The sequence below is a fragment of the Promicromonospora sp. NPDC023987 genome (assembly GCF_040639055.1).
Taxonomy (GTDB): Bacteria; Actinomycetota; Actinomycetes; order Actinomycetales; family Cellulomonadaceae; genus Promicromonospora.
This window is the reverse complement of sequence record NZ_JBEZZF010000060.1, coordinates 1-19,328: the sequence shown is the minus strand read 5'-3', so window position 1 is coordinate 19,328 and position 19,328 is coordinate 1. Positions and strand designations below refer to the sequence as shown.

Sequence of the window (19,328 nt, the reverse complement as noted above, 5' to 3'; positions counted from 1 at the left end):
GTGCAACGCGCGCACCGTGCACCGTGCACGACCGGGCAGCACAGCGCTCAGCGGACCCGCACGGCGCCCGGCTGGACGGTGACGGCGACCCGCGTGGTCTCCCCCAGGTCCTCGCCGTCGATCTCGAAGACGCGCGGCTCCAGCAGCTCGATGCTCACGCTGCGCAGCCGGAGATGTGTCGCACTGTCGCTGCTCTCGGCCACGGCGCCGCCGGTGGCGAGCCGCTTGACGCCGTTGTCCCAGACCATGTTCCGCAGCGTGTCGGCCCACCCCGCCGCATCGTCCGCGCTCAGCACGAGCAGGTCGAGCTCACCGTCGGCGGGGTCCGCGTCGGGCAGGAGGTTGATCCCACCCTGGAGGGTGCCGCAGTTGCCGATCAGCAGCGTGTGCACGCTCTCCTGACCCAGCGGCTCGTCGTCGGCCGTGATCCGGACGTCGAGGGTGTCGCTGGCGGACAGCGCGCGGCCCAACGACTCCACGTAGGCGAGCCAGCCGACCTTGTCCTTGAGGTCGTCGTCCGTCTCGGTGATCATGTGCGCGTCCAGCCCGAACCCGGCCAGGACCGCGAACGCGTGCCGCTCGGTCCCGCCGTCGAGGTCGATCTCGAGCCACCCCACGTCGATGGCCCGCGCCTCGGCGGTGAGCGCCCTCGTGAAGGCGGCGGCTGCGTCGCCGAGAGGAACTCCGAGGTTCCGGGCGAGCAGGTTCCCGGTGCCGAGCGGGACGATCCCCAGCTCGACGTCGCCGCCCGCCTCGGCGAGGTGCTCGGCGACCGCCCGCACGGTCCCGTCCCCGCCCGCGACGACCAGCACGTCAGCGCCCGCCTCGATCGCGGCCGCGGCGGCGCCCTGGCCCGCGTCGTCAACGCTCGTCTCGAACCAGCGGGCCTCCGTGCCCGGGCTCGCAACGGAGACTGCCTTCTCGAGCGCGGACTCGAGCTCCGTACCGGTCGTCTTGGAGGGGTTCCAGATGATGCCCACGCGTCGTGCGGTCATGAGCGGAATGCTTCCACAGGACCCGGCAGTCATCGACCCACGGCCACCGTGAGGCCGCCACCGCCTCATCAGGAGTCGGCCACGGCGGCGGCCAGCCGCTCCGCGAGCGCCCCGACGGCGGCCCGGAGCTCTGGTCCGCCCTCCACCCGGAACGGGAACGGCACGCTCGCCAGCCACTCCTGCGCGTACATCTCGGGGTTGCGGGTGCTGCCGACCAGCACGCACCCGCCGTCCGTCGCCGTGAGCCGTCCCATCTGCGCACCGACCCAGGGGGCGACGTCGGCGAGCGGGGCGTCGAAGATGACACGGGTGGCGAACTGCCACCCGGTGCCCAGGTGCTCCTCGAGCGCCGGCACGGGGTCGAGGCCGTCGGGTGGTTCGAAGCCGCGGTCGGTGTGCTCGACCGCGACGACCCGGTCGACGCGGTAGGTCCGGGTCGCGCCGGCGCGGTGCGAGTGGCACAGGAGGTACCACCGTCCGTAGCGCACGACGACGGCCCACGGGTCGACCTCGGCGACCCACTCGTTGCCGGACTCGCCCCGGTAGGTGACCAGCACGCGCCGTCGGGCCGCGATCGCTGCGACGAGCTCGCTGGTGACGGTGCTGTCCGGGCGGGCCGCGTACCGGTCGGGTGCGGCGGACGCGTGCTCGCGCAGGGCCGACGCCTGGCGGCCGACGTTCTCGGGGAGCGCCCGGATCACCTTGCCGAGGGCGGTGTCGACGCGGTCGTCGCCGTCGGCCGCGGGGTGGCTGTCGAGCACTGCCATGACCAGGCCGAGCGCCTCGCTCTGCGTGAACGTGACGGGTGGCAGCCGCGTCCCGCGCCCGAGCCGGTAGCCGCCGTGCGGGCCGCGGGTCGACGAGACGGGGATCCCGGCCTCACGCAGGATCTCGACGTACCGGCGGGCGGCCCGCTCCGTGACGCCCAGCCGTTCCGCGAGCTCGTTCGCCGTCGTGCCGGGGCGGGTCTGCAGGACTTCCAGGGTGCGCAGCGCGCGTGCGGTGGGGCTGGTCTCGGACGGCACCTCAGCAGGCTATGCCCTCGACGCGCGAGTGGGCCGGGCCCAGGTCACGGTGGTGACACGCCAACGAAAGGAGAGACTCGTGGCCAGCATCACGAAGTCGATCGACGTGGAAGTCCCCGTGCGCACCGCTTACGACCAGTGGACGCAGTTCGAGGAGTTCCCCAGGTTCATGGAGGGCGTCGAGGAGGTCCGCCAGCTCGACCCGACCCACACCCATTGGACGACGAAGGTGGGCGGGGTCGAGCGGGAGTTCGACGCCGAGATCACCGAGCAGCACCCGGACGAGCGGGTGGCGTGGACGAGCCGGACCGGTCCGGACCAGGCCGGTGTCGTGACGTTCCACAAGCTCCAGGCCGCCCGCACCCGGGTCACCGTGCAGATGGACTGGGAGCCCGGCAACGCCACCGAGAAGGTGGGCAGTGCGCTGAACTTCGACGACCGGCGCGTCGAGGGTGACCTCGAGCGGTTCAAGAAGTTCATCGAGTCCCGCGGTGCCGAGACGGGGGCCTGGCGGGGCGACGTGAGCTGACCGGCCGGCCGGCGCGGTCGGCCGGCGCGGCCGGCGCGGCCGGCGCGGCCGGTCAGCGCACCACCTCGAAGACCTGCTTCTGGACGCCGTTCCGGTAGGCCTCGTGCTCGACGAGCCGGAGCTGCTGGGCCGCCTTGTCGGCGTCGCTGAACAGCGGCTTGCCCTGGCCCAGGAGCACCGGGAAGACCAGCAGGTGGTAGGCGTCGACGAGGCCGGCGTCGGCGAGCGCTCGGGTGAGCGACACGCTTCCGTGCACCTGGAGCTCGCCGACGTCGGACTCCTTGATCCGTGCGACGTCCTCCAACGAGCGCAGGATGGTGGTCTCGCCCCAGCCGTCGGTCAGGTCGTCGTCGGTGAGCGTCGTGGAGACGACGTACTTGGGCAGCGTGTTGTACCGCGTGAACTCGTCCATGTCGGGCCAGACGGGCGCGAACATCTGGTAGCTCGCGCGGCCCAGCAGCAGCGCGCCCGCCTCCTCCTGCTCGCGGCTCTTGAGCTCGTAGGACTCGGGTGCGGGGGCGACCGTCCGATAGGTCCACGCGGTGTCGTGCAGGTCGGGGTCTCCGCCGGTCGGGTCGACCTTGCCGTCGAGCGAGACGAAGTGCGTGGCGACGATGGTGCTCATGCGCAGTTCTCCTTGTCGTGGTGGCCACGCGGTCCGCGGGCCTTCTGGCAGATCAGACGAGCGGGCGAGCGAAATTCATCGCACCTGCACGGTTCGGGACGATCCGGAAGTAGAACGTCCGGAACTGGCTCTACCGTGGTACGCATCGGCATTCTGCCGCACGACCACGGAAGGAACACCATGGACATCCTGCTTGTCGGAGGCCTCTGGCTCGACACGTCCGCCTGGGCCGACGTGGTGCCGGAGCTCGAGGCGCTCGGGCACCACCCCGTGCCGGTCGCGCTTCCCGGTCAGGGGGACGGTTCGACGTCGGCCACGCTCGACGACCAGGTCGCGGCAGTGCTCGCGGCGATCGACGCGGCGGACGGGAAGCCGCTCGTCGTCGGGCACTCTGCCGCGTGCACGCTGGCCTGGCTCGCTGCCGACGCGCGTCCGGAGCAGGTGGCCGGGGTGGCTCTCGTCGGCGGCTTCCCCTGGGACGACGGCAAGCTCTACGCCGACCTGTTCGAGATCACGGACGGCGTCATGCCGTTTCCCGGCTGGGGACCCTTCGAGGGGCCGGACTCCGCCGACCTCTCCGACGCCGTCAAGCAGACCTTCGCGGACGCGGCGGTCCCCGTGCCCGAGGGCGTCGCCCGCGGCGTGGTGCACCTGGCCGACGAGCGGCGGTTCGACGTTCCCGTCGTGGTGGTGTGCCCGGAGTTCAGCGCCGCCCAGGCCCGGCAGTGGATCGACGCCGGCGACGTGCCGGAGCTCGCGCGGGCCAAGCACGTCGACCTGGTCGACATCGACTCGGGCCACTGGCCGATGTTCACGCGGCCGGCCGACCTGGCCCGGCTGCTGGCGGACGCGATATCTCGATGACGAGGTCGGCACCGGTCGTTATGGTGACCCGATGCCAAAGGTCCAACATTTCCAGGTCACCTTCGACTGCGCCGAGCCGGAGCGGGTCGCCCGCTTCTGGTGCGAGGTCCTGGGGTACGTCGTTCCGCCGCCTCCCGAGGAGTTCGCCTCCTGGGACGAGTACACCAGCTCGCTGCCGCCCGAGCAGCGGGACGCGGACTTCGCCTGTGTCGATCCGACGGGAGTCGGTCCGCGCCTGTACTTCCAGCGTGTGCCGGAGGGCAAGATCGTCAAGAACCGGGTGCACCTCGATGTGCGGGCCGGCGCCGGGCTCGTGGGCGCGGAGCGGCTTGCCGTGCTCGAGGCCGAGGCCGCACGGCTGATCGCGCTCGGCGCGACGCACGTGCTGACGCAGTACGCCGACGAGGAGAACGAGTCCTGCATCACCCTGCAGGACATCGAGGGCAACGAGTTCTGCGTCGACTGAGGCCGGGCGGGCGCGGAGCCGCGCCCGCCTCACCTCGTGGCGGCGACGGTCACGAGCACGAACGCGGCGACGATCAGGGCGAGCCGTACCAGGTGCAGGCGGTCCCACCGGCTCTTCTGCACGCGCCAGTCGGCCGGAACCGTCTCGGGGGTCCACACCTTCGACCGGTTGTTGATCGGGACCAGCAGCGTGACGGACATGACCACGCTGAGGAGCAGCAGCGCCACCGCAATCCAGGCCGGGCCCGCAGCCGCGGGCCCGGCCAGCGCCGTGCCGACGACGAGCAGCGTCGAGCCGATGTACCAGAACGGCATGACGCTTCCCAGCATGCGCGCGCCGTCGCTGCGGGCGGCGATCCCGGCCTCCTGGGGCAGGCGGCCGAAGATCGGGTTCATGACGAACGCGACCGACAGCTCCACCCCCACCATCAGCCCGACGACGACGACGGCGACGATCGACAACCACTCCATGACGCGCTCCTCCACGAGTCCGTACCGCCGGGTTAGCACTGCTAGATGCTAGCAGTGCTAGGCACCATATCAGTGCTCGGCTAGCAATGCTAGAGTTGCCCGCATGACGTCTCCAGCGGCAGCTCGCCGGGCCCGCCAGCTCGAGGAACGCCGGTCGCGGATCGTCGGAGCGGCCCGCGCCCTCGCCGAGGAGCAGGGGTGGGACGCCGTGACGACCCGCCGCCTCGCGGACGCGATCGAGTACAGCCAGCCGGTGCTCTACGGGCACTTCCCCCAGGGCCGGACGCAGATCGTCACCGCCGTCGCGCTCGAGGGCTTCGAGGAGCTGGCGACCGCGCTCGCGCCGTCGACGCTCGGTGACACAGGAGGTGACGCGGGTGGCGACGTCGAGCGTGTCCGCTCGCTCGTGACCGCGTACCTCGACTTCGCGGAACGTCACCCGGCGACGTACGACGCCATGTTCCTGCTTCCCGTGCTCGTGCGGTTCGCGTCGGACGAGACGCCGGCGGTCGTACGCGCCGGGTTCGAGGCGATCGAGGACACGCTGCGTCACCTCGACAACCCGCCCGCCGACGTCCCCACGACGGCGGAGGTCCTCTGGGGCGCCGTCCACGGCCTCGTCGCCCTACGGCGCGCCGGGCGCTTCCCCGCCGCGCACCAGCAGGAGCGCATCGAGACGCTCGTCAACCTGATCACCGGCTGAGCACACTTCCCCGGACCGTTGAGTGCTGGGTTTTTGCTCCTCATACCGCGCGCGGAGGGGCAAATACCCAGCACTCAACGCTTCAGGCCTAGGGTGCGCAGCTCCAAATCCGCCAGCGTCCGCACAACCTCGGGGTCGCCGGCGCGCCATGCGCCGACCGGGTCGTCCGTGATCCGGGTCAGGGTCCGTAACGGCTGGTTGGCGAGGGCGCGGAGCGCCAGCAGCTCCGGGTCGGCGCCCGCGAACCGTCGGGCCGCGCCCGCGCGGCGCACGAACCGGACGCGGAACGGCACGTACAGGACGGCCACCAGCAGCACGGGGATCAGGAACACCGCGATCCCGACCAGCAGCGCGACGTCGGCCACCGTCTCGGCCTGGGAGCGCCCGGCGGCCGCCAGGCTCTCGGCCGCGTCAGCCGCCCCCTTGAACGGTGCGGCCAGGTCGTCCCCAACGGCCGGGAGCCCGCCAATCCGCCCCTCGACGTCGTGGAAGCGGCCCGCCATCTCGTCGGCCGCCGACGCCGTCGCGAGCCCCGGCCGTCCCAGCGTCAGGGTCACGTCGTGAACCTCGCGCCCGGCCCAGGCCCACGCCGCGATCCAGGCGACCAGCAGCAGGTCGCCCAGCACCTGACGGGCACCTCGGGCCGGTGCGGCCGCATACAACCTCATGGTGTGGTCCTCCGGGCGTCGACGAGTGGCACGCCGCACCGTATCGGACAGCAGCCGACATTCGAGGCGCCACCACACGGCCGTTGTGTGGTTGCATACTCCCCGACTTTGTTCCCGGCATCGCGGAGGTACTGCCCATGACCACCAACGACGAGCTCAGCCGCACGTTTGTCGAGTTCGACGGCGACGGCGACGGCCGGATCACCGCCGACGAGTTCCGCCAGGCCATGGCCACCCGCGGCGAGGAGACCACCGACAAGGACCTCGACGAGATCTTCGGCAAGGCCGACCACGACCAGGACGGCCGTATCGATCTCGCCGAGTTCACGCAGGCCTGGGACGCCTGACCCACTGCCGTCGTCGTCGAGTGCCGGGCCAGGTGTGGGGCCAGATACCGCCACCCCACACCTGGCCGGCGCTCAACGAGAGCGGGTGGTGAGGAGATCTGTCGCCAGCCGGGTCACCATGTCGCGCATCGCGTCGCGGGCCGGGGTCAGGTACTTGCGCGGATCGGTCACCGCGCCGTCGGCCGCGAGGTACTGGCGCACCTCGGCCGTGTAGCCGACGTTGAGCGCGGTGCCGACGTTGACCTTGCGCACCCCACGCGCGACGGCGGCGCGCAGCGTCTCGACCGGCACCCCGGAGGACCCGTGCAGCACGAGCGGCACCGGGAGGCGGTCCGCGAGGCGGGCGATCAGGTCGAGGTCGAGCTCCGCCGTCGCGGTGGTCATCGCGTGCGAGCTGCCCACGGCGACGGCGAGGCCGTCGACGCTCGTGCGCGCCACGAACGACGCCGCCTCGTCCGGGTCGGTGCGCACCCCTGGAGCGTGCGCACCGTCCTTGCCGCCGATCTCGCCCAGCTCCGCCTCGATCCACAGCGACGTGCGATGACCGGCCTCGGCGAGCTCCGTCGTCGTCGCGACGTTCTTCTCGTACTCCAGGTGCGCGGCGTCCACCATGAGGGACGAGATCCCGAGCTGCCACGCGGTCGCGACGACCGACCGGGCCAGGTCGACGTCCTGCACGTGGTCGAGGTGCACGCTGACCGGCACGCCCGCCGACGCCGCCACCTCCCGACAGCCCGCGACGAGCGGCGCCATCCGCCCGCCGTGGAACCGCACCGCGTTCTCGCTGACCTGGAGGATCCCCGGCAGGCCGGCGGCCTCCAGCCCCAGGACGATGCCCTCGGCGTGCTCGAGCGTGATGACGTTGAAGGCGAGGACCGCGCTCTCGGCCCGCACTGCGTCGGCGACGAGGGCACCCGTCGCCGCGAGGGTCACAGGGCGCTCGCCGGGACGGGAGCGCGCAGCGCCTCGGGCAGCAGGTCGCCGTGCGCGGCGGTGAGCTCGTCGCACAGCGCCCAGATCTGCTCGGGGTTCAGCGTGGAGGACGCGTTCGGGTCCAGGAGCGCGGCCTGGCGGACCAGGCGCGGGTCGCCCGTCCTTGCGGCCTCGACCGTGAGCCGCCCGACCGAGACGTACGCCTGGTTGACCGCGGCGCACTGGATCGGCAGCGCCCCCATCGCGACCGGTGCGATACCCGACCCGTCGACGACGGCGGGCACCTCGACCACGGCGTCCTGCCCCAGGTTGTCGATCAGGGAGCGGTTGGGCACGTTGACGTGCACCTCGCGGCGCGTGCCGGTGACCAGGGAGTGGATGATCTGCGGCGCGTACTCGCTCGCGCCGTCCTCGAGCTCGAGCTCGCCGCCGGCCGCGAGGGTCCGCTTCGCCCGGTCGAGCTCGGCGAGGTTCTCGCGGCTGATCCCCACGTACTCGAGCGGCTCCAGCCGGTAGCGGTCGATCTGCGCGTCCGAGCGCAGGAACCATGACAGGTACTCCGAGGAGTGCTCGCTCGTCTCCGTGGGGTAGTAGCCGAGGCGCCGGAAGATCTCGACGCGCACGCGGCGCTCCAGCTCGGGGTCTGCGGCGATGCGCTCGCGCAGCAGCGGGTAGAGGTCCTTGCCGTCGTGCTCCCACTCGAGCAGCCAGGCCTGGTGGTTGACGCCGGCCGCGCGGTAGCGGGTCTCCTCGACGGGGACGCCCACGAGCTCCGCCAGGTCGTGCGCGGTCCAGTAGACGCTGTGGCACAGGCCGGCGACCTTGAGCTCCGGGGCGACGACGGACAGCCACCAGACGTTCATCGCCATCGGGTTCGTGTAGTTGAGCAGCCACGCGTCGGGGCACAGCTCGCGCATGTCGGCCGCAAGGGCCGTGAGCACGGGGAACGTCCGCAGCGCGCGGAATATCCCGCCGACGCCGGTCGTGTCGCCGATCGTCTGGCGCAGCCCGTGGCGGGCCGGGATCTCGAGGTCGGCGACGGTGGCGTCCACTCCCCCGACCTGGATCATGTTGATGACGAAGTCCGCGCCGTCGAGCGCCGTCCGGCGGTCGAGCGCCGCGACGACGGTCGCCCGACCGCCGAGCTGCCGGTTGACCTGGCGCGCGGTCGCCTCGGCGACGTCGAGCCGCTCGGGGTCGATGTCGTGGAGCACGAGGCGGGACTCGACGAGCTCGGGGAAGCGCAGGATGTCGGCGACGAGCTGCCGGGTGAAGACGACGCTCCCGGCGCCGATGAACGCGATGCTGACCATGCCGTCGATCATCAGGGCGCCCGCGCGAGATGTGCAAGAATACGATCAGAATTGGTGGTAACCGATCAGTTTGAGTGAGCGGTTCGAGAAGGGAACGGCATGGCGACCACGGCGGAATCGGCACCACGCGCCATCTCGCACAAGCGCACCGAGCGCATGATGCGCACCCTGACGTACGTCAACGAGCACGGCACCACGCGGCTCACCGACCTGGTCCGGGAGCTCGCCGTGTCGTCCGCGACGATGCGGCGCGACCTCGCGGCCATGGAGGAGCAGGGGCTGCTCGTGCGCACCCACGGCGGCGTGCGCGCCCTCGACCCCACCACCGAGGTGCCCGTCCTGCTGCGGGACAACCGGTTCCGGGACGCGAAGGTCCGCATCGCCGAGCACGCCGCGGGCCTGCTGCCCGCCGGCCGCTACTCCGTGGCCATCAGCGGTGGCACCACCGCCGCCGCCGTCGCGAGGGAGCTCGCCACGCGCCCCGACCTCGCCATCGTCACCAACGCGCTGACGACGGCGACGGAACTCGCCTCGCGGAGCAACCTGAAGGTGATCATGACCGGCGGGTTCGTCCGGTCCAGCTCGTTCGAGGCCGTCGGCGCGCTGGCGGAGAACACGTTCAACGCCATCAACGTCGGCACGGCGTTCCTCGGCACGGACGGCATCAGCGTGCGCGGCGGGGCGACCACCCACGACGAGACCGAGGCCCGCACCAACCACGCGATGCTCGCGCACGCCGAGCACGTGGTGGTCGTCGCGGACGGCTCGAAGGTGGGCCGGGTGACCCTCGCCAAGGTGGCCGACCTCCCGGAGATCGACGTGCTCGTCACGGACTCCTCGGCCGACCCGGAGGCGCTCGCGGCGATCGAGGCGGAGGGCGTGGACGTCCAGGTGGTCCCGGACTAGCTGGGCGCAAGAAGGTCCGCCTTGAGAACGACCTGGGGTACCGATTCCAGCTGGTTTCGGTACCCCAGGTCATTCTCGAAGCGGACCAAGGACGCTGTGACCCAGGACTTCCACCAACGTCCTGACCCGGTACACCTAGCCGCTGGTGACCTCGACGTCCCGCGCCAGGCGGCGGGCCAGGGCCGGGTCGAGGATCGCCGCGCCCGGGACCTGCGCGTTGGCGGTGCCCGTCGCCGTCGCGAGCGCCATGGCCCCGGCGAGGTCGTCGCCCCCGTCGAGCGAGACGAGCAGGCCGCCGAGGAACGAGTCGCCGCTGCCCACCGGGAAGTTTCCCGTGTGCCCCGCGAGCCGCGCCCGCAGGACCCGCTCGCCGTCCGTCGCCCACGCCCCCGCCGCGCCGTCGGTCACGACGACCAGCCCCCGGGTGAGCGCGTGCACGGCGGCGAGCAGCTCGGGCACGGACGGCTCGGGCACGGACGGCTCGGCAGGGTCGCCGCCGGCACCGGCACCACCGACACCAGCACCAGCACCAGCACCAGCACCAGCACCAGCACCCACCAGCTCCAGCGCCTCCGCCCGGTTGACCTTCACGAGGTCCGGCAGCGCACCGACGGCGCCGCGCAGCGCCGGGCCGTGGCTGTCGACGGCGACCCGGGCCCCGGCGTCGTGCAGCCGGTGCACGACGTCGGCGAGCAGGCCGGCCGGGGCGGAGCCCGGCAGGCCGCCCGAGACGAACCACCAGCCGGGGCGCGACCCCGCCAGCTCGACGGCGGTGTCCAGCGCACGCGTCGCCGTGCTCGCGGAGACCGGCACTGCCCGCTCGTAGATCTCAGTGAGCTGCCCCGATGCCCGGGAGAAGACCGAGATGCAGCTCCGCGTCGGCTCCTCCCCCGGCACCACGTGCACGTCGACGCCGTCGGCCCGTGCTCCCGCGGCGACGTCCCGTCCCACACCGGCGCCGAGCACGGCGACCGCGGAGACCCGCGCACCGAGCGCGGCCGCGGCGCGCGCCGCGTTCAGCGCCTTGCCGCCGGGGACGCGGTGGACGGAGTGCGGACGCTGGATCCCCTCCAGCTCGTCGACCACGTAGGTGACGTCGAGCGACGGGCTGAGGGCTAGCGCGGAGATCATGGCGCGAGCTCCCGCTCCAGCTCGCCGAGGGTCGCCTGCCTGCCGGTCCCGCCGGAGCCGAGGGTCGACAGTGAGCCCGCCGTCGTCGCCCAGCGCACGCGCGTCCGCTCGTCCGGGACGCCGTGCGCGAGCGCCGCCAGGTAGCCCGCGTCGAAGCTGTCGCCGGCCCCCGTCGTGTCGACGACGTCGACGGTCACACCCGGCGCGCGCACGACGTCGCCGTCGGTGCCCACGGACCATCCGCCGTCCGCGCCGTCCTTGACGACGACCCGGGGCCCGCGGCGGGCGAGCCGGGTGGCGAGCGCCACGTCGTCGAGGTCCGCCGGCTCACCGAGGGCGCCCGCGATGGCGCGCAGCTCGTTGCGGTTGGGCAGCAGCAGGTCCAGGTGGGGCAGCACCTCGTCGAGCCCGGCCCACTGCTCGCCGGGGTCCCAGTTGGTGTCGAGGCTGGTCGTCCAGCCCTGCTCCCGCGCCCGGGCGAGCACGTCCGGGAGCGCCCGGGCCAGGCCCGGCTGGAGGAAGTACGAGGCGACGTGCACGAGGCCCGGCCCCGTGGCCCGCCCGTCCAGCACGTGGGTGACCCGCTCCCCCGTCAGGGTGGGGATGGTGCCCGGCACCGTCAAGATCGCCCGGTCCTGCGGCGTGGAGAGGATCACGGACAGCCCGGTGGGCTCGTCGTCCGCCGTCTCGACGTGCGCGACGTCGACGCCGCAGGTGCGCAGCGCGTCGAGCGTGAACGTCCCGAACGTGTCCGCGCCCACGCGGGCGACGAGCGACGTCGGCACCCCCAGGCGCGCGACGCCGGCGGCCGCGATGCTCGCCGAACCGCCGAGCACCAGGTCGCCGGACTCGGCGAGCTGCTCGGCCTGGCCGAACCGTGGCACGACGTCGCCCCGCAGGACGAGGTCGACGTTCGCGTCCCCCACGACCACCACGGGCAGCGGTGCGTGCGGCGCCGCGGCGCTGCTTTCGGCTTGGGTCATCCCTTGACTCCTGTGAACGACATGGTGGCGATGAACTGCTTCTGGGCGAAGACGAAAAAGACGATCAGGGGCAGCGTGGCCACCACGTTGCTCGCCATGAGCAGCGACCAGTCGGTGCGCCGGGCGCCCTGGAAGTTGGTGATGCCGAGCTGCAGGGTGAACGCGCTCGGGTCGTTGATGGCGATCAGCGGCCAGACGAGGTCGTTCCAGGAGCTCAGGAGCGTGAAGATCGCCAGGGTCGCGAGCGCCGGCCGGGCGAGCGGCAGGATGATCCGCCAGAACGTCGTGAAGCGGGAGCAGCCGTCGAGCAGCGCCGCCTCCTCGAGCTCGACGGGCAGCGACAGGAAGAACTGCCGCATCAGGAAGATCCCGAACACCGACGCGAGCCAGGGCACCATCGCCGCGGCGAGCGTGTCGATGATCCCCACGCGGGCGAACATCACGTAGGTGGGCACCATGAGGAGCTGCGTCGGGATCATGATCGTCGCGATGATCATGAAGAACCCGACGTTGCGCCCGGGGAACTTGAGCCGGGCGAACCCGTAGCCGGCGAGCGAGCACAGCACCAGGTGCGAGCCGACGGCGACCAGCGACACGAGCACGGTGTTGCTGGTCCACAGGAGCACGTCGGTGTCGCGGAAGAGCTTCGCGTACCCGTCGAGGGTCAGCTCGGAGGGGAAGAAGCGCACCGGGAACCGGTTGATCTCCGACTCCGGCGTCAGCGAGGTCAGGAACATCTGCACGAACGGCGTGGCGAACAGCAGCGCGACCGGTACCAGCACGAGGTGCCACCAGCCCCTGCGGGGCTTGCTGTGCGGCGCTTCCTCGGCAGGCGTGTCCGACGGCGGCCAGGACGACGACGGGCGGGTGGGCGTGGCGAGAACGGTCATCAGAATCCACCTACCGTGCTGCGGCGCGAGTAGATCGTCACGCCGATGGTGATCGCGAGGGTGACGGCGAACAGCCCGTAGGCCACCGCCGACGCGTAGCCGAACTCGAGGTCCTTGAAGGCCGAGGTCCAGAGGTAGTAGACGATCGTCTCCGTCGCTCCCAGCGGCCCGCCCCGGGTGGTCGTGTACACGAGGTCGAAGAGCTGGATCGCCTGGATCGTCTGCCAGATCGACACGAACACCGTCACGGGCGCGAGCTGCGGGAACGTCACGTGCCAGAAGGACTGCCAGCGGTTCGCGCCGTCGACGCGCGCTGCCTCGGTGAGCTCGGCGGGGATGTCCTGGAGCGCGGCGAGGTAGATGACCGTCGTGAAGGCGGCCTGGCCCCACAGGGACATGATCGCGAGGACCACCATCGCCTGGTTCGGGTCCTCCAGCCAGCCCTGCGGGGGCAGCCCTATGGCGCGCAGCACGTTGTTGACCAGCCCGAACTGGGGGTTGAACAGGTAGGTCGTGAGGATGCCCGTCGCGGCGGCGGACACGACGAACGGGAGGAAGATCAGGGTGCGGTACAGGCCGACCAGGACGATCCGCCGGTTCAGCGCCACGGCCAGGCCGAGCCCGAGCAGCACCGACGCGGGCACGAACAGTGCCGTGTACAGCAGGGTGTGCAGGGCTGCGCCGCCGAGGTCCGGGTCCGCGGCCATCTCGCGGTAGTTGTCGAACCCGACCGCCTCAGGCGTGGAGAACCCGTTCCAGTCCTGCAGCGAGAGCAGGAACGCCCAGACCGCAGGGAAGATCGACAGGCCCAGCACGATGAGGGTCGCCGGGGCGACGAACCCCCATCCGGTGAGCCCGTCCCTGACCCGGCGGGGGTGGCCGGGGCGACGCGTCGGCCGGACGGTGCCCGGCCGACGCGTCGCGACGTCGGTCGCCGTCACTTGTCCGCCAGGGCGGCCGTCGCTTCGTCCGCGGCTCGCGACAGTGCCTCGGCCGGGTCGCCCTGCCCCTGCAGCACCTCGGAGATGGCGGTGCCGATCGCCTCGGAGAGGTTCACGTAGCCGGGCACGGTGGGCCGCGGGATCGTGGCGTTCTTGCTGTTCTCAGCCATCACGTCAAGCCCGGGCATCTTTTTGACCTGTGCCTGGAACTCCGGCGAGTCGATCTCGCTCTCGCGCAGGGGGAGGTTGCCGTACACGACGTTCCAGCGCACGTCCTGCTCGGGGTCGGTGAGCCACTTCGTGAACTCGTACGACCAGTACTCGCGGTTGGCGTCCTGGTGATCGAAGAGCACCCACAGGTCCGCGCCGGAGATCGTCGTGTGCTTGCCATCGGTCCCGGGAAGGGGCACGACGCCGTAGTCCGTGCCGGCCACCCCCAGGTCGTACAGCGTCCACGGCCCCGACGTGATCATCCCGATCTGGTCGCTCGCGAAGATCTGCCCGAACTTGGTGTCCGTCTGGTCGAGGTACACCGACTCGTCCTCGACTGCCATGTCGCGCAGCAGGGTGAGCGCCTCCACCCCGGCCGCCGAGTCGAAGGTCGCCTGGGTCTCGGTCTCGTCGAGGATCTCGCCGCCGTTCTGCCACAGGTGCGGCCAGAACTGCCAGGTCGTCTCCTCGGACCCGGACACCGAGTACCCGTAGCCGTAGGTGGAGGTCGCGGGGTCGGTGAGGTCCTTGGCCGCGGCCCGGAAGTCGTCCCAGGTCCAGTCCGCGGTCGGGTACTCGACGCCCGCCTCGTCGAAGACCGTCTTGTTGTAGATCAGCGAGAGGTTGTCCACGACGGCGGGGAACCCGATGGTGGCGTCGCCCGTCGGCTGCGCCGTCGCGCGCGCGGCTCCCGAGAACTCGTCCCACCCGACGGCGGGGTCGGCCACCTTCTCGGAGATGTCGAGGGTACGTTCGGAGTCGGCGAGCTCGCTCGCCCACGACCCGAACGCGTAGGAGATGTCGGGGTAGGTCCCGCCCGCGAACGACGACGACAGCTTCTGGAGCAGGTCCTCGGTCGACGGTGCTCCCGACGCGACCTCGATCGTGACGTTCGGGTGCTCTTCCTCGAACTCCTCGGCGAGCCCGGTGAGGATGGTCTGGGCCTGGTCGGCCTGTCCCGTCCACCAGGTGAGCGTGACGTCGGCGTCCTTGTCGAGCGTCGTCGCGCCCTGGGCGCCCGTCGAGCAGGAGGCGAGCAGGGCCGTCGTCGCGAGGAGGGCGGCGGCACCGATGGCGCCCCGTCCACGGTCGGTCCGGAGGTGTTGACGCAGCATGATCGTCCTCGTTCCTTCTGCGTACTTCATGGTCTTCTGGATGTTCCTGTCAGGTCACTTCTTCGTGCGTACCGCTGTCCTGCTCCCGCTCTCAGCCGAGCACCACCGACCGGGTCAGGTGCCGGGGGGCGTCCGCGTCCAGCCCGCGCGCCCCGGCGAGCTCGACGGCGAGCCGCTGCGCCTGCACGAGCTGGATCAGCGGGTCGAGGTCCTCGTGCACGACTGTCGCACCCGTGCGCTCCACGTCGGCGGCGAGCGCCGGCTCGGCCTCGCCGAAGATCGTCACCAGGCTGGTCTCTCCCGCCACGGCCACGGGTCCGTGCCGGTAGTCGAGCGCCGGGTAGGACTCCGACCACGCCTGGGCGGCCTCGCGGATCTTGAGCGCCGCCTCCTGGGCGAGGCCGTAGCTCCACGACCTGCCGAGAAAGACGAAGTGCTCGTAGCGCGAGGGGTCGACGGCGAGCGGCTCGGCGAGCACGCCGGCCACCCGCGCAAGGACCGGTGCGAGGTCCTCGCCGAACCCGGCGCGCGCCAGGGCCAGGACGGCGGTGGGGAACCGCGTCTGGACCACGGAGTCCTCGTTCGCGAAGTCGAGCACGAGGGTCTCGTCGGCCACGTCGGCGACCGGGGAGCCCGCGACGCCGACGACCGCCGCGCGCACCGTACCCGCCGGCACACGGTCGAGCGCCTCGAGCACCTCGCTCGTGGTGCCGGAGCGGCTGATCACGACCACCCGGTCGTAGGTGCGGCCGGGCGTCCACTCCGACGCGTAGGCGGCGTCGGTCTCGCCGTGGCCGGCGCGCTCCCGCAGCACGGCGAGGGACTCGGCGACGAAGGCGCTGGTGCCGCAGCCGAGCACGAGCACTCGCTCGCCCGGGCGGCCGAGCACCGGTGCGCCCTGGGGTGCCAGGGCGACGGCGCGGGCCCAGACCTCGGGCTGGCTGCGGATCTCACGCTCGGTGGTGGTGCTGATGCTCACGTGCGGCTTCCTGTCGTCGTCCCGGACGCCCACGGCCGGGCGCTGAGTGCTCGGCACCGACTCGTCGGCGCCATTGCGCCCATCGTGCTCGACTGTTGCGCGAGAGTCACCAAGACTGGCGGATTCGATCATTCTGATTGATTGATTCGCGTAACAAGTCGGCGATCTGCTCAGGGATGCTCGATCCTCAGGGACGTCTCGCGCACGTCGAGCACTTTCCTGATCCCTCGCCGAGGAGGCAGTCATGAGCCATGTTCCTGAGCCCGCAGGGGCCGCCCGCCCCACCGACCCCGCGGTACCGGACCTCCGGCTCGTCGACTGGGCACCGCTGCCGCAGGTCTCGGTCCCCGCCACCCGCGTCCAGCGCGCGGCCGTGCCCGCCGTCGACGTGCACAACCACCTCGGGCGCTGGCTCACCACCGACTGGTGCGCGCCCGACGTCGCCGAGCTGCTCGGCATGATGGACGACGCCGGGATCGAGACCGTCGTCAACCTCGACGGCCTGTGGGGCGACGAGCTCGAGGCCAACCTCGACCGGTACGACCGGGCACATCCGGGCCGCTTCCTCACGTTCTGCCAGGTCGACTGGACCCTCCTGCGCCGGAGCACCGGGCCGCGCGAGATCCAGGAGCAGCTGCGGGACAGTGCGGCCCGCGGAGCCCGGGGCCTCAAGGTGTGGAAGAACGTCGGCCTCACCGTCGTCGGCCCCGACGGCGAGCTGGTGCTCCCGGACGACCAGCGGGTGATCGACGTACTCGCCCTGGCGGGCGAGCTCGGCCTCCCGGCCCTCGTGCACGTCGCCGACCCGAAGGCCTTCTTCGACCCGCTGGACGCGCACAACGAGCGGTTCGACGAGCTCGCCGGCCAGCCCGACTGGTCGTTCGCCGACCGGGACCGCTATCCCTCCTTCGACCGGCTCCTCGACGCGTTCGAGGCCCTGGCCGTGGCGACGCCGGGCACCCGGTACATCGGAGCGCACGTGGGCTGCGTCGCCGAGGACCTCGACCGGGTCGAGCGGCTGCTGCGCGCGGTCCCCCACCTCGTCGTCGACATCGCCGGCCGGCTCGCCGAGCTCGGCCGCCAGCCCCGCCGGTTCCGTCGGCTCGTGGAGAGCTTCCCCGAACGGGTGCTCTTCGGCACGGACGCCTTCCCGCTGTCCCCGGAGCAGCTCGAGGTCCACTTCCGCTTCCTCGAGACGGACGACGAGTGCTTCGACTACGCGCCCGGTGAGGACGTGCCGCCGCAGGGCAGGTGGCAGATCTCCGGCGCCGGCCTGCCCGCGCACTTGCTGCCCGACCTGTACGCCGGCAACGCGCGCCGGGTGCTGGGGCTCGACGGGAACTGACCGCCCGTCATGCCAGTAATGACCGAGATGCGAATAACCGCGAACGGGAACAGTATCGACGTAGCACGGCGCAGTCGAGCGCCGTGACGGAGGAAGGAGATCGACATGCCAACGTGGCTCATCCTCATCCTGGTCGGCGTGGCACTCGTGATTCTCGGGGTCGCCACAGAGATCGGCCAGTTCCTCATCTGGATCGGCGCGATCGTCCTCGTGGTCAGCCTCATCATCGGCCTCGTCGGACGCAGCCGGACGTAGGTGTCGCCGGCCGCGCCGCGCAGCAGGACCACCGCGCACCGACCCGCTCGGACGCGCGGTCCGCTCGCGGCGCGGCCGGCAGCCGCGCCGCGGCACCGCCGCGGCACCGCCGCCGCACCGCCGTCGCACCGAGAGCGCCGCAACCAGGTAGACGAACCCGTCCGTACACCCCGGCGTAGACTGCTCCGTCAGATCATCCGGAACAGAAGCGAGCAGGTGGTGGCATGAGCACGGCGACGTCCGGCGAGCCGGCCAGGAGCGCAGTCGGAGCCGGCGGCCCCCGCTCCACCCGGGACCGCATCCTCGACGCGGCGACCGAGCTGTTCTACACCCAGGGCATCCGCGCGATCAGCGCGGACAAGATCATCGAGCGCGCCGGCATCACCAAGGTGACGTTCTACCGGCACTTCCGGACCAAGGACGCCCTGGTGGTGGCGTACCTCGAGCGGCAGGCCGCATGGGAGCGGGGCGCGCTGGACGGGTTGCGCACGTCCGCCGGCGACGAGGCCGAGGCGCTCCGCCTGTTCTTCGCCGCGATCGGCGCGGAGAGCTGCAAGCCGGGCTTCCGTGGCTGCGCGTTCATCAACGCGGCGGCGGAGTACGCCGATCCGGACGGGCCGGTCCGGCAGACGGTCGCCGAGCACCGGGCCTGGTACCGGGCGACGTTCGCCGAGCTGCTCGGCGGGATGGGTGTGACCAGCACCGCCGAGGCCGCCGACGAGTTGATGATGCTGCGCGACGGCGCGATGGTGTCGGGCTACCTCGACGAGCCGTCCCGCGTCGGCGCCGCCCTGGAGCGCGCCGCCACGGCGATCGTCGACGCCGGCCGCGGGGCCCGCACTGCCGGCTGACCAGCCCGCACTCGCCGGCTGGCCACCCGCCGTCGACCACCGCTCGCCCGCGAGCGCCCTACCGGACTTGTGCGGCTGTGCCATCCCGCCTACGGTAGACGTACTAGTTCGTCTACATGTGACGGCGAGCCCCGCCGGTCCCCCACGCAAGGAGCTGCACCATGGCTGACAACAGCATCTACACCGCGATCGCGACGTCCACCGGCGACGGCCGAGCCGGAGGCCGGGCCGCCACCGACGACGGCACGCTCGACCTCACGCTGGCCGTCCCGACCGCGATGGGCGGGCCCGGCGGGGGCACCAACCCCGAGCAGCTCTTCGCGGCCGGCTGGGCCGCGTGCTTCCACAGCGCGCTCAAGGGCGTCGCAGCGGCACGGAAGATCAAGTTCACCGACTCCGCGGTGGTCGCCGAGGTGGGTATCCACCCGGCCGACGACGGCGCGTACGGCCTGAGCGCCGCGCTGCACGTCGAGCTGGCGGGCGTGGACCAGTCCACCGCCGACCAGCTGGTCGAGGCCGCCCACGCGGTCTGCCCCTACTCGAACGCGACCCGTGGCAACATCCCGGTGACGATCGAAGCAACGGTCGCCTGAGCTGGAGGTGCAGCGCAGGGTGCGGACCGAGGAACGAGGTACGCGCCCTGGGCGGAACCGCAGGCTCAGGCGAAACAAGTAGAGCCTGACCCTGACCCTTCCGTTGAGTGCTGGGTATTTCGAGGACGCCACGGAGCTGGCCGTTGATCTGGTCACGGCTGGTGAGCGTCTGCTCCAGGTCCATCGAACCG

At 71.8% G+C, this 19,328-nt stretch carries 23 protein-coding genes; 10 read left to right on the top strand and 13 right to left on the bottom strand.

Annotated features, from left to right (window positions below):
- Positions 1-47: 47 nt before the first annotated feature.
- Both AB0F40_RS21470 and AB0F40_RS21465 read right to left on the bottom strand, forming a co-directional pair.
- On the bottom strand, positions 48-995 hold the full coding sequence (locus tag AB0F40_RS21470; protein WP_357472310.1) for a diacylglycerol kinase family protein: 948 nt from the start codon (positions 993-995) through the stop codon (positions 48-50).
- Between the two features lie 68 nt (positions 996-1,063).
- On the bottom strand, positions 1,064-2,020 hold the full coding sequence (locus AB0F40_RS21465; RefSeq protein ID WP_357472306.1) for a WYL domain-containing protein: 957 nt from the start codon (positions 2,018-2,020) through the stop codon (positions 1,064-1,066).
- A 79-nt stretch (positions 2,021-2,099) separates the two neighbouring features.
- Between AB0F40_RS21465 and AB0F40_RS21460 the strand changes: the two genes are divergently transcribed.
- Positions 2,100-2,549 (top strand): SRPBCC family protein, encoded by a 450-nt coding sequence (locus tag AB0F40_RS21460; protein WP_357472303.1) that lies wholly within the window; start codon positions 2,100-2,102, stop codon positions 2,547-2,549.
- A 52-nt stretch (positions 2,550-2,601) separates the two neighbouring features.
- On the opposite strand, the gene AB0F40_RS21455 is transcribed toward AB0F40_RS21460, so the two are convergent.
- Positions 2,602-3,174 carry a dihydrofolate reductase family protein gene (locus AB0F40_RS21455; RefSeq protein WP_357472300.1) on the bottom strand — a complete coding sequence of 191 codons (573 nt, stop codon included), beginning with the start codon at positions 3,172-3,174 and terminating at the stop codon, positions 2,602-2,604.
- A gap of 180 nt (positions 3,175-3,354) precedes the next feature.
- Between AB0F40_RS21455 and AB0F40_RS21450 the strand changes: the two genes are divergently transcribed.
- Positions 3,355-4,038, top strand: a complete 684-nt coding sequence (locus tag AB0F40_RS21450) for an alpha/beta hydrolase (protein ID WP_357472297.1) — start codon at positions 3,355-3,357, stop codon at positions 4,036-4,038.
- Between the two features lie 31 nt (positions 4,039-4,069).
- On the top strand, positions 4,070-4,504 hold the full coding sequence (locus AB0F40_RS21445; RefSeq protein ID WP_357472294.1) for a VOC family protein: 435 nt from the start codon (positions 4,070-4,072) through the stop codon (positions 4,502-4,504).
- Positions 4,505-4,533: 29 nt separating this feature from the next.
- On the opposite strand, the gene AB0F40_RS21440 is transcribed toward AB0F40_RS21445, so the two are convergent.
- On the bottom strand, positions 4,534-4,974 hold the full coding sequence (locus tag AB0F40_RS21440) for a DUF1772 domain-containing protein (RefSeq protein ID WP_357472291.1): 441 nt from the start codon (positions 4,972-4,974) through the stop codon (positions 4,534-4,536).
- A 103-nt stretch (positions 4,975-5,077) separates the two neighbouring features.
- Between AB0F40_RS21440 and AB0F40_RS21435 the strand changes: the two genes are divergently transcribed.
- Positions 5,078-5,677: a TetR/AcrR family transcriptional regulator gene (locus AB0F40_RS21435; RefSeq protein ID WP_357472288.1), complete on the top strand. Its 600-nt coding sequence runs from the start codon at positions 5,078-5,080 to the stop codon at positions 5,675-5,677.
- Positions 5,678-5,751: 74 nt separating this feature from the next.
- Here the strand turns inward: AB0F40_RS21435 and AB0F40_RS21430 are convergent, their stop codons facing one another.
- The gene (locus tag AB0F40_RS21430; RefSeq protein WP_357472285.1) at positions 5,752-6,345 is read right to left on the bottom strand and encodes a hypothetical protein; all 594 of its coding nucleotides are present in this window, start codon (positions 6,343-6,345) and stop codon (positions 5,752-5,754) included.
- Positions 6,346-6,482: 137 nt separating this feature from the next.
- Between AB0F40_RS21430 and AB0F40_RS21425 the strand changes: the two genes are divergently transcribed.
- Positions 6,483-6,692, top strand: a complete 210-nt coding sequence (locus AB0F40_RS21425; RefSeq protein ID WP_357472282.1) for an EF-hand domain-containing protein — start codon at positions 6,483-6,485, stop codon at positions 6,690-6,692.
- 72 nt (positions 6,693-6,764) lie between these two features.
- Here the strand turns inward: AB0F40_RS21425 and AB0F40_RS21420 are convergent, their stop codons facing one another.
- Both AB0F40_RS21420 and AB0F40_RS21415 read right to left on the bottom strand, forming a co-directional pair.
- Complete coding sequence (locus tag AB0F40_RS21420) at positions 6,765-7,625, bottom strand: class II fructose-bisphosphate aldolase (RefSeq protein ID WP_357472279.1); 861 nt, start codon at positions 7,623-7,625, stop codon at positions 6,765-6,767.
- On the bottom strand, positions 7,622-8,938 hold the full coding sequence (locus tag AB0F40_RS21415) for an alpha-glucosidase/alpha-galactosidase (RefSeq protein WP_357472276.1): 1,317 nt from the start codon (positions 8,936-8,938) through the stop codon (positions 7,622-7,624). The genes AB0F40_RS21420 and AB0F40_RS21415 overlap by 4 nt, the downstream gene beginning before the upstream one ends.
- 99 nt (positions 8,939-9,037) lie before the next feature.
- On the opposite strand from AB0F40_RS21415, the gene AB0F40_RS21410 reads away from it, so the two are divergent.
- Positions 9,038-9,844 carry a DeoR/GlpR family DNA-binding transcription regulator gene (locus tag AB0F40_RS21410; protein ID WP_357472274.1) on the top strand — a complete coding sequence of 269 codons (807 nt, stop codon included), beginning with the start codon at positions 9,038-9,040 and terminating at the stop codon, positions 9,842-9,844.
- A gap of 135 nt (positions 9,845-9,979) precedes the next feature.
- Here the strand turns inward: AB0F40_RS21410 and AB0F40_RS21405 are convergent, their stop codons facing one another.
- The 6 genes from AB0F40_RS21405 to AB0F40_RS21380 all read right to left on the bottom strand — a co-directional run bounded on the left by AB0F40_RS21405 (position 9,980) and on the right by AB0F40_RS21380 (position 16,093).
- Positions 9,980-10,975 carry a PfkB family carbohydrate kinase gene (locus AB0F40_RS21405; RefSeq protein WP_357472271.1) on the bottom strand — a complete coding sequence of 332 codons (996 nt, stop codon included), beginning with the start codon at positions 10,973-10,975 and terminating at the stop codon, positions 9,980-9,982.
- Complete coding sequence (locus tag AB0F40_RS21400; RefSeq protein ID WP_357472268.1) at positions 10,972-11,958, bottom strand: carbohydrate kinase family protein; 987 nt, start codon at positions 11,956-11,958, stop codon at positions 10,972-10,974. Before AB0F40_RS21400 ends, AB0F40_RS21405 begins: the two co-directional genes overlap by 4 nt.
- On the bottom strand, positions 11,955-12,848 hold the full coding sequence (locus tag AB0F40_RS21395; protein ID WP_357472266.1) for a carbohydrate ABC transporter permease: 894 nt from the start codon (positions 12,846-12,848) through the stop codon (positions 11,955-11,957). Before AB0F40_RS21395 ends, AB0F40_RS21400 begins: the two co-directional genes overlap by 4 nt.
- A complete protein-coding gene (locus tag AB0F40_RS21390; RefSeq protein ID WP_357472264.1) occupies positions 12,848-13,789 on the bottom strand; it encodes a sugar ABC transporter permease in 942 nt (313 codons plus the stop codon). Before AB0F40_RS21390 ends, AB0F40_RS21395 begins: the two co-directional genes overlap by 1 nt.
- Entirely contained in the window at positions 13,786-15,114 is a 1,329-nt protein-coding gene (locus tag AB0F40_RS21385; RefSeq protein ID WP_357472261.1) for an ABC transporter substrate-binding protein, read from the bottom strand. The genes AB0F40_RS21390 and AB0F40_RS21385 overlap by 4 nt, the downstream gene beginning before the upstream one ends.
- Positions 15,115-15,205: 91 nt before the next feature.
- Positions 15,206-16,093 (bottom strand): SIS domain-containing protein, encoded by an 888-nt coding sequence (locus AB0F40_RS21380; protein WP_357472258.1) that lies wholly within the window; start codon positions 16,091-16,093, stop codon positions 15,206-15,208.
- A gap of 244 nt (positions 16,094-16,337) precedes the next feature.
- Here AB0F40_RS21380 and AB0F40_RS21375 point away from each other — a divergent pair, with 244 nt between their 5' ends.
- The 4 genes from AB0F40_RS21375 (at position 16,338) to AB0F40_RS21360 (ending at position 19,137) form a co-directional block, all read left to right on the top strand.
- The gene (locus tag AB0F40_RS21375) at positions 16,338-17,438 is read left to right on the top strand and encodes an amidohydrolase family protein (RefSeq protein ID WP_357472255.1); all 1,101 of its coding nucleotides are present in this window, start codon (positions 16,338-16,340) and stop codon (positions 17,436-17,438) included.
- Between the two features lie 105 nt (positions 17,439-17,543).
- Positions 17,544-17,693: a hypothetical protein gene (locus AB0F40_RS21370; RefSeq protein WP_357472252.1), complete on the top strand. Its 150-nt coding sequence runs from the start codon at positions 17,544-17,546 to the stop codon at positions 17,691-17,693.
- 224 nt (positions 17,694-17,917) lie between these two features.
- The gene (locus tag AB0F40_RS21365; protein ID WP_357472249.1) at positions 17,918-18,544 is read left to right on the top strand and encodes a TetR/AcrR family transcriptional regulator; all 627 of its coding nucleotides are present in this window, start codon (positions 17,918-17,920) and stop codon (positions 18,542-18,544) included.
- A gap of 161 nt (positions 18,545-18,705) precedes the next feature.
- On the top strand, positions 18,706-19,137 hold the full coding sequence (locus AB0F40_RS21360) for an organic hydroperoxide resistance protein (RefSeq protein ID WP_357472246.1): 432 nt from the start codon (positions 18,706-18,708) through the stop codon (positions 19,135-19,137).
- The last annotated feature ends 191 nt before the right edge of the window (positions 19,138-19,328 follow it).

Coding starts and splice junctions, on each gene's coding strand:
- AB0F40_RS21405 (WP_357472271.1), bottom strand. CDS start 10,975: ATGATCTCCGCGCTAGCCCTCAGCCCGTCGCTCGACGTCACCTACGTG.
- AB0F40_RS21410 (WP_357472274.1), top strand. CDS start 9,038: ATGGCGACCACGGCGGAATCGGCACCACGCGCCATCTCGCACAAGCGC.
- AB0F40_RS21360 (WP_357472246.1), top strand. CDS start 18,706: ATGGCTGACAACAGCATCTACACCGCGATCGCGACGTCCACCGGCGAC.
- AB0F40_RS21435 (WP_357472288.1), top strand. CDS start 5,078: ATGACGTCTCCAGCGGCAGCTCGCCGGGCCCGCCAGCTCGAGGAACGC.
- AB0F40_RS21440 (WP_357472291.1), bottom strand. CDS start 4,974: ATGGAGTGGTTGTCGATCGTCGCCGTCGTCGTCGTCGGGCTGATGGTG.
- AB0F40_RS21415 (WP_357472276.1), bottom strand. CDS start 8,938: ATGGTCAGCATCGCGTTCATCGGCGCCGGGAGCGTCGTCTTCACCCGG.
- AB0F40_RS21430 (WP_357472285.1), bottom strand. CDS start 6,345: ATGAGGTTGTATGCGGCCGCACCGGCCCGAGGTGCCCGTCAGGTGCTG.
- AB0F40_RS21400 (WP_357472268.1), bottom strand. CDS start 11,958: ATGACCCAAGCCGAAAGCAGCGCCGCGGCGCCGCACGCACCGCTGCCC.
- AB0F40_RS21365 (WP_357472249.1), top strand. CDS start 17,918: ATGAGCACGGCGACGTCCGGCGAGCCGGCCAGGAGCGCAGTCGGAGCC.
- AB0F40_RS21425 (WP_357472282.1), top strand. CDS start 6,483: ATGACCACCAACGACGAGCTCAGCCGCACGTTTGTCGAGTTCGACGGC.
- AB0F40_RS21470 (WP_357472310.1), bottom strand. CDS start 995: ATGACCGCACGACGCGTGGGCATCATCTGGAACCCCTCCAAGACGACC.
- AB0F40_RS21445 (WP_357472294.1), top strand. CDS start 4,070: ATGCCAAAGGTCCAACATTTCCAGGTCACCTTCGACTGCGCCGAGCCG.
- AB0F40_RS21385 (WP_357472261.1), bottom strand. CDS start 15,114: ATGCTGCGTCAACACCTCCGGACCGACCGTGGACGGGGCGCCATCGGT.
- AB0F40_RS21375 (WP_357472255.1), top strand. CDS start 16,338: ATGAGCCATGTTCCTGAGCCCGCAGGGGCCGCCCGCCCCACCGACCCC.
- AB0F40_RS21395 (WP_357472266.1), bottom strand. CDS start 12,848: ATGACCGTTCTCGCCACGCCCACCCGCCCGTCGTCGTCCTGGCCGCCG.
- AB0F40_RS21450 (WP_357472297.1), top strand. CDS start 3,355: ATGGACATCCTGCTTGTCGGAGGCCTCTGGCTCGACACGTCCGCCTGG.
- AB0F40_RS21370 (WP_357472252.1), top strand. CDS start 17,544: ATGCCAACGTGGCTCATCCTCATCCTGGTCGGCGTGGCACTCGTGATT.
- AB0F40_RS21455 (WP_357472300.1), bottom strand. CDS start 3,174: ATGAGCACCATCGTCGCCACGCACTTCGTCTCGCTCGACGGCAAGGTC.